Genomic DNA, 6,855 nt, shown 5'->3' with positions numbered 1-6,855 from the left:
AATTATCAAGGTGAAACTGAAAAAATATTACAAGGTCTTGGTTTTAAACGTGAAGATTTTAATAAACTCACAGATACATTTTCGGGAGGTTGGAGAATGCGAATTGAACTTGCAAAGCTCTTACTTCAAAATAATGATATTTTACTTTTAGATGAGCCTACAAACCATTTAGATATCGAATCTATTATTTGGTTAGAAAACTTTTTGAAAAATTATTCAGGTGCAGTCGTAATAGTATCGCATGATAAAATGTTTTTAGATAACGTTACCAATCGTACCATTGAGATTTCATTAGGTAGAATTTATGATTACCCGAAGCCATATTCTAAATTTTTAGTGCTTCGTCAGGAGATTAAAACACAACAACTGGCATCTCAAAAAAATCAGCAAAAGCAAATTGAACAAACTGAGAAACTAATTGAAAAATTTAGAGCAAAGGCTAGTAAAGCAACTATGGCTCAGTCGCTGATTAAAAAGTTGGATAAAATTGACCGTATTGAAGTTGATGAAGATGATAACAGTGTGATGACTTTAAATTTTCCTGTTTCAATTACACCAGGCAAAGTTGTGGTTGAAGCTGAACATATTTCAAAACGTTATGACGATAATCAGGTGTTAACTGATGTCAATTTGATGATAGAGCGTGATAGTAAAACTGCTTTTGTTGGTCAAAATGGGCAAGGGAAATCCACTTTAGCAAAAATCATTGTGGGTGAAATCAAACATGAAGGCCATTTAAAACTGGGACATAATGTTCAAATTGGATATTTTGCTCAAAATCAGGCAGAGTATTTAGATGGTAGTAAAACTGTTTTAGATACCATGATTGATGCTGCTAATGAAACCAATAGAAGTAAAGTCCGTGATATTTTAGGGTCTTTTTTATTCAGAGGAGATGAAGTTGAGAAGTACGTTCGAGTACTATCTGGAGGTGAAAGAAATCGATTAGCATTAGCAAAATTAATGTTGCAACCCATCAATGTCTTAATTATGGATGAGCCAACCAATCACTTAGACATTAAATCAAAAAATGTACTTAAAGACGCATTAAAAAAGTATGAGGGTACGTTAGTCTTAGTGTCACACGATAGAGATTTTTTACAAGGGCTTACTAATAAGGTTTATGAATTTAAAGACCAGAAAATTAGAGAATATTTAGGAGATATTGACTACTATTTAGAACAAAGAAATGTTGAAAATTTGCGTGAAGTTGAAAGGCGTACAGTCATAAAAGAAACACCAAAAACTACAAATAAACAGTCTTACGAAGATCAGAAGAAACTTAAATCTTTAAACAATAAGTTGAGTAATATAGAATCTAAGATAAGTCAACTAGAACAAGATATCAAAGCAGATGATGTTGAATTAGCAACTAATTATGATGAAACAGTTTCTGATGAAAATTTCTTTGATCGCTATCAATCTAAAAAACAAGCGCTGAAACAACTAATGACTGATTGGGAAATGATTCAAATAGATATAGAAAATCTGGCATAATCGATGTAACTTTAACCATGGAAGAACATTTTTTTCAATGTCCATATTGTTGGGAATCCATATCAATGCTAGTTGATATATCCTTATCGAAACAGTCATATATTGAAGATTGTGAAGTCTGTTGTAATCCTATTCAGTTGTCTATCAGTACTGAAAATAGCGAAATAATAGCTTTTGAAGCCCAAAATATTGAACAATAGTAATTTTTTAAACATCTGATTTTCAATAACATAAAAATTTTTCGATAAACGACCATGCATTTCATCGAAAAAAATTGGTAGATAGTCGATATTCTGTTATTTTCGTTATAGTAAATGTGCTCCCTAACAAAAATCTACTATTATGAAAACCGCTAAAATTACACTGTTATTGTGCCTAGTAACGATATTTTCGTTTGCTAATGTGACTACAAAAGAAAAAGAAGCACTACTCGCTTTATATAATTCTACTAATGGAACATCTTGGAATACAATTTGGGATTTAGATAGTCCTGTCTCAAGCTGGTATGGAGTTACAGTTGAGGGTAAACATGTTGTTGCTCTTAATTTAGAATTTAACAATCTTGAAGGACAACTTCCTAACGCTTTAGGAGACTTATCTAATCTTAAAACACTTAATTTCTTCAGAAATAATATCTCTGGAACTATTCCAAGTTCAATTGGTAATTTGAAAGCTTTAGAAGTTATGAATATGGCTTTTAATAGGCTAGATGGAACGTTACCAAATACAATTGGAGATATGTCATCCTTACAATCCTTACAATTATTTATGAATGATATTGAAGGATCAATACCAGATACGATTGGTCAATTAACTCAATTACAATCTTTAGGATTGTATAGTAATAAACTTTCAGGAGTTTTGCCTAATACACTTGGTAACTTAACGAAACTTAACGAATTATTAGTTAGTAGTAATAACCTTACAGGTAAATTACCACAAAGCATAGGTAACTTATCAGATTTAAAAACATTAAGTGTTTTTGATAATATGTTATTAGGAATTGTACCTAATGCAATATCAAACCTTGTAAATTTAGAAGAATTAGTATTAGCAAATAATGCATTTTTTGGTAACCTCCCTACAGATATAGCTAACCTATCTAACTTAAAAATATTGATGATAGGTAACAACGATTTTAAAGGCGATTTAGCCCAGTTAAAATCTCAGTTTCCAGATATTGAACAGTTTGATTTTGTAAGTAATAATGATGCAGGAGTGTTGGCAACTTTAGATATTGAAGACGATAACGATTAACATAATTTCTAGTTTTAATTTTGAGAATAGCTCTTAGTCATTTATGATTAAGAGCTATTTTTTTACTTTTAGTGTTGTTAAAATCAAAAAGCGTTGTATATTTGCAGTCCGAAATGATTAAGTCGGCATTATGAACCGAAAGTTAAAAGCTAAGACAGTCATTTTATTTAAATCGCGGGATAGAGCAGTAGGTAGCTCGTCGGGCTCATAACCCGAAGGTCACTGGTTCGAGTCCAGTTCCCGCTACTACAAAAGCCAAACACATGTGTTTGGCTTTTTTTATTTAATATCATAAAGTAATTATTTGTTAAGCACTAAACTGTCACGTGATAATTAACGATATTAAGAGTTCGTTATTTAGTAATGCTAGGGTCTTCGGTAATAGGATGCCCTATTTCTGAAAGGTGTATACGTAAGCCTTCAATAGCATTATGACTTGAATAATCGAAACTTAAACTACCAATGGTAATATCTGTGACTACATTTGATATGCTTTTAAATTTAGCAATTGCAGTAACCACTTTATGTCTACAATCATTACATCTTAAATTCTGTATGATTACTGTTGTTCGCATTAGTGAAAGTTTTATAATGTAAACTTAAGGACAAGTGTTAACGAAAAAAATGATATTTGTCAGTTTTAATAAGAATATGATATTCAGATAAATAGAAATACTTAATGTCTGAAATCTTCAATAAACTGAGTTAATTTGTTACTGTCAATCAAGGCGATCTTTTTTCCAGAGATAGCTATCAAACCCTCTTTTTTTAAGGCAGAAACATTTCTAATGCATGACTCTACAGCAGTACCAACAACATTTGCTAACTCCTCTCTTGAAAGATTTAGTTTTAAGTACCCATTATCATCTTCACCATAATTTGTTTTGATGTAGAGTAGAGCTTGTGCGATTCTTTGTTTGACATTTTTTTGGGAAAGCCTTAAGATAGCATCATTAGATTCTTTTAAATCGCTTACCATGGTTTTTAAGACTTCCATAGTAAATTTAGGATTGTTATTAAGCGGAACCACTATGTTCTCTTTCGGAATGAAACAAACTTCCATATCATTAATTGCAGTAGCACGTAAATCAGATTTTTCATCTGAAATAATAGAACTTTGACCAAGAACTTCGCCTTTAGTTACAAGCTTTAAAATTTGATCTTTACCGTTTGAGCTTAATTTAGAGAGTTTTGATACACCATCTCTAACACAAAAAATACCATTAAGATGTTCTCCTTCTTCAAAAAGAGTATCACCCTTTTTTACTTTTTTTGTGACCTTAGCGTCAGAAACTTGTTTGAGTTCTTCTTTGTTTAAAGCACGAAGATTGTTAAACTGTCTTACAATACAGTTTTCGCAACGTTCTTCTCTATCATTTTGTGCCATAAATACGTTAGCTTATACCTACACAAATATAAACGATGATAAAAAAGTAAAAGCTATAATTTTATAGGTTTTATCTGATTTAGTTACTATTCATTAGCGTAATTAATTTTTGATTTGAATTAATTTTTATGTTTCCACGATTGAGCTCCAAGTAATTTTTATTTTTAAATGAAGTAAGTAAAGAAATTACATATTCACTTGTAGTTCCTAGTATGTCAGCCATATCTTGACGTCTTAATGATATATTAATCCAACCTTTTTTTTCTGTTCCAAATTTATGAGCTAGATAAAGTAATAAACCTGCTAGTCTTACTTTAAGTTTTTTATTATTCTGAAAATAAGTAATTTTTTTTGCGTCGTCTTCCATGTCGTCAATAAAGCCTTTTAAAACATCTTGACAAAATTCATTATTTTTCTCTAGGCTTAATAGCACTGGATCTTTATCAATTGAATACAGTATAGTATTGGTAATTGCGGTTGCAGTTACTAAAGCCCCTTTATTTGTTATAATAGAACGTCTTCCCATGAGATCTCCTTCTCCAAGAAGTTTGGTAATGTGTTCTTTTCCTTTATTATCAATTAGTGAAAATTTACATGCACCATTACTTATACAATAGAGCTTTTTTAAATGCTCATCTTCGAAAAAAATCACTTCCCCTTTTTTTATTTCTAGTTTAGAACTATGGTTTAGAAGAACTTCTTTTTCAGCAAAGGACATGCTTTTTAGAAAGTTGAATTGCTTCCCAATATAAAAATCTTGAGTATTCATGATTACGAATTTTTCTAGTATAAATTTATTGCTAAAATGCTGTTTAAATGCTGATTTTTATCAGCTAACTGTTTAATTAAATAGTTATAGAAAGATTTTTGAAAACTAAATTGTAATTCAATGTATTCGTGTTTGTTTTGCAAAATCAAGAGCTTTTATATTTTTGTATTATGAATGATAATTTCAAAAATGAATTCTTCGGAATCGGTATTCAAAACGGTAAAACTCCTGAAAACTTGGGAGTCTTATGGAGATCCGCTCAAAACCTAGGTGCCAGTTTTATTTTTACCATCGGAAATCGCTATGCTAAGCAAGCTTGTGATACACATAATGCAGTAAAATCGATGCCTTATTTTCATTACGATACTTTTGAAGATTTTTTTAATAATTTACCAAAAGGAACACGATTAGTTGGTGTAGAGTTAACTCAAGAAGCCGAAGATTTAGAAACTTTTAACCATCCAAGACGCTGTGTATATCTCTTAGGAGCTGAAGATCATGGTTTGTCCAAATTTGCCATTGAAAAAAGTCATTTTCTAATAAAATTCAAATCTCAGTTGAGCCTAAATGTCTCTGTCGCAGGAAGTATTGTCATGTATGATCGTGGAATAAATAAACCTAGATCATGATAATATTCCTCTTTGTCGAATATTTGTTAAATAATTAATAAAAATTTAATATATTTACTATTGTTATAGTAATTGATTAGGGATTATTTTAAATAATAAACAATCAATTGATTATTTATTAAATAACTAAACCAATCGTAGACAATGAAGAAACAAGAATCGCAAGATCAAATCACACGAAAGGATGCGTTAATAAAAATGGGAAAATATGCTGCTTTAACAGCAATGGGAACATTTATTATTTTAACACCTAAAAAAGCTCAAGCATCATCTCCACCTGATCCAGGAGGAGGATTAGGAGGCTAATCATATCAAAAATATAATTAAAGCTTGTGAACTTATACTTCACAAGCTTTTTTATTTAGTGGTGTCAGAAGTTATTTAATGTTTCATAAAGGTTGTAACTTTGTCATCTAGAATCAAACTACATATGAGTCACAAAGCAGGTTTTGTTAATATTATAGGTAATCCAAATGTTGGTAAATCTACACTTATGAATGCGTTTATTGGTGAAAAGCTATCAATTATAACGTCTAAGGCACAAACCACTAGACATCGTATTCTCGGTATTGTTAATGGTGAAGATTTTCAAGTGATTCTTAGTGATACTCCAGGAATTATTAAACCAGCTTATGAGCTACAAGAATCTATGATGGATTTTGTGAAATCTGCTTTCGAAGATGCAGATGTCTTAATTTACATGGTTGAAATTGGTGAAAAAGAATTAAAAGATGAAGCCTTTTTTAATAAAATCAAGAGTTCTAAAATACCTGTACTTTTATTACTAAATAAAATTGACAATTCTAATCAAGAACAATTAGAAGAACAAGCCGAATTATGGCAAAGTAAGGTTCCTAATGCTGAGTTTTTTCCAATTTCTGCATTACAAGGTTTTAATGTTCAGAATGTATTTGATAGAATTATAGAATTATTACCAGAGTCGCCCGCGTTTTATCCTAAAGATCAGCTAACCGATAAACCTGAACGCTTTTTTGTAAATGAAGCCATTCGTGAGAAAATATTAATGCACTACAAGAAAGAAATTCCTTATGCAGTTGAAGTTGATACTGAAGAGTTTTTTGAAGAAGAACATAGCATTAGAATGCGTTCTGTAATTATGGTTGAACGTGATACTCAAAAAGGAATTATTATTGGTCATAAAGGTTCTGCATTGAAACGTGTAGGTGTTGAAGCTCGTAAAGATTTAGAGAAGTTCTTCGGAAAACAAGTTCATTTAGAATTATACGTAAAAGTGAATAAAAATTGGAGAAGTAATCAAAGGCAATTAAAGCGTTTTGGTTACAACCATTAGTGAT

The 6,855-nt window shown here is 30.7% G+C and carries 9 protein-coding genes and 1 tRNA gene; 7 read left to right on the top strand and 3 right to left on the bottom strand.

Features of this window, described 5'->3' with window-relative positions; genetic code table 11:
• The 4 genes from AB8B90_RS01155 to AB8B90_RS01140 form a co-directional block, all read left to right on the top strand.
• Window positions 1-1,497: ABC-F family ATP-binding cassette domain-containing protein (locus AB8B90_RS01155; protein ID WP_405332834.1), on the top strand; the 1,497-nt coding region annotated here is incomplete at its 5' end.
• A gap of 17 nt (window positions 1,498-1,514) precedes the next feature.
• Window positions 1,515-1,697 (top strand): CPXCG motif-containing cysteine-rich protein, encoded by a 183-nt coding sequence (locus AB8B90_RS01150; protein WP_405332832.1) that lies wholly within the window; start codon window positions 1,515-1,517, stop codon window positions 1,695-1,697.
• A 142-nt stretch (window positions 1,698-1,839) separates the two neighbouring features.
• Window positions 1,840-2,754, top strand: a complete 915-nt coding sequence (locus AB8B90_RS01145) for a Two component regulator three Y domain protein (protein WP_405332830.1) — start codon at window positions 1,840-1,842, stop codon at window positions 2,752-2,754.
• A gap of 173 nt (window positions 2,755-2,927) precedes the next feature.
• Window positions 2,928-3,000, top strand: a tRNA-Met gene (locus AB8B90_RS01140).
• Between the two features lie 107 nt (window positions 3,001-3,107).
• Here AB8B90_RS01140 and AB8B90_RS01135 read toward each other — a convergent pair.
• The 3 genes from AB8B90_RS01135 to AB8B90_RS01125 all read right to left on the bottom strand — a co-directional run bounded on the left by AB8B90_RS01135 (window position 3,108) and on the right by AB8B90_RS01125 (window position 4,910).
• Window positions 3,108-3,329 carry a cation transporter gene (locus AB8B90_RS01135; RefSeq protein ID WP_405332828.1) on the bottom strand — a complete coding sequence of 74 codons (222 nt, stop codon included), beginning with the start codon at window positions 3,327-3,329 and terminating at the stop codon, window positions 3,108-3,110.
• Window positions 3,330-3,430: 101 nt separating this feature from the next.
• On the bottom strand, window positions 3,431-4,141 hold the full coding sequence (locus AB8B90_RS01130) for a Crp/Fnr family transcriptional regulator (RefSeq protein ID WP_405332826.1): 711 nt from the start codon (window positions 4,139-4,141) through the stop codon (window positions 3,431-3,433).
• Window positions 4,142-4,220: 79 nt separating this feature from the next.
• The gene (locus AB8B90_RS01125; RefSeq protein WP_405332824.1) at window positions 4,221-4,910 is read right to left on the bottom strand and encodes a Crp/Fnr family transcriptional regulator; all 690 of its coding nucleotides are present in this window, start codon (window positions 4,908-4,910) and stop codon (window positions 4,221-4,223) included.
• Between the two features lie 170 nt (window positions 4,911-5,080).
• Here AB8B90_RS01125 and AB8B90_RS01120 point away from each other — a divergent pair, with 170 nt between their 5' ends.
• From AB8B90_RS01120 to era, 3 genes are all read left to right on the top strand, one after another.
• The gene (locus AB8B90_RS01120; RefSeq protein ID WP_405332822.1) at window positions 5,081-5,539 is read left to right on the top strand and encodes an RNA methyltransferase; all 459 of its coding nucleotides are present in this window, start codon (window positions 5,081-5,083) and stop codon (window positions 5,537-5,539) included.
• A gap of 144 nt (window positions 5,540-5,683) precedes the next feature.
• A complete protein-coding gene (locus AB8B90_RS01115; protein WP_405332820.1) occupies window positions 5,684-5,845 on the top strand; it encodes a hypothetical protein in 162 nt (53 codons plus the stop codon).
• Between the two features lie 124 nt (window positions 5,846-5,969).
• Window positions 5,970-6,851, top strand: a complete 882-nt coding sequence (era, locus tag AB8B90_RS01110; RefSeq protein WP_405332818.1) for a GTPase Era — start codon at window positions 5,970-5,972, stop codon at window positions 6,849-6,851.
• Window positions 6,852-6,855: the final 4 nt, after the last annotated feature.

Source organism: Psychroserpens sp., assembly GCF_045105015.1.
Taxonomy (GTDB): Bacteria; Bacteroidota; Bacteroidia; order Flavobacteriales; family Flavobacteriaceae; genus Psychroserpens.
Note: the sequence above shows the minus strand (reverse complement) of the source record. Positions and strands in the feature narration are given on the sequence as shown.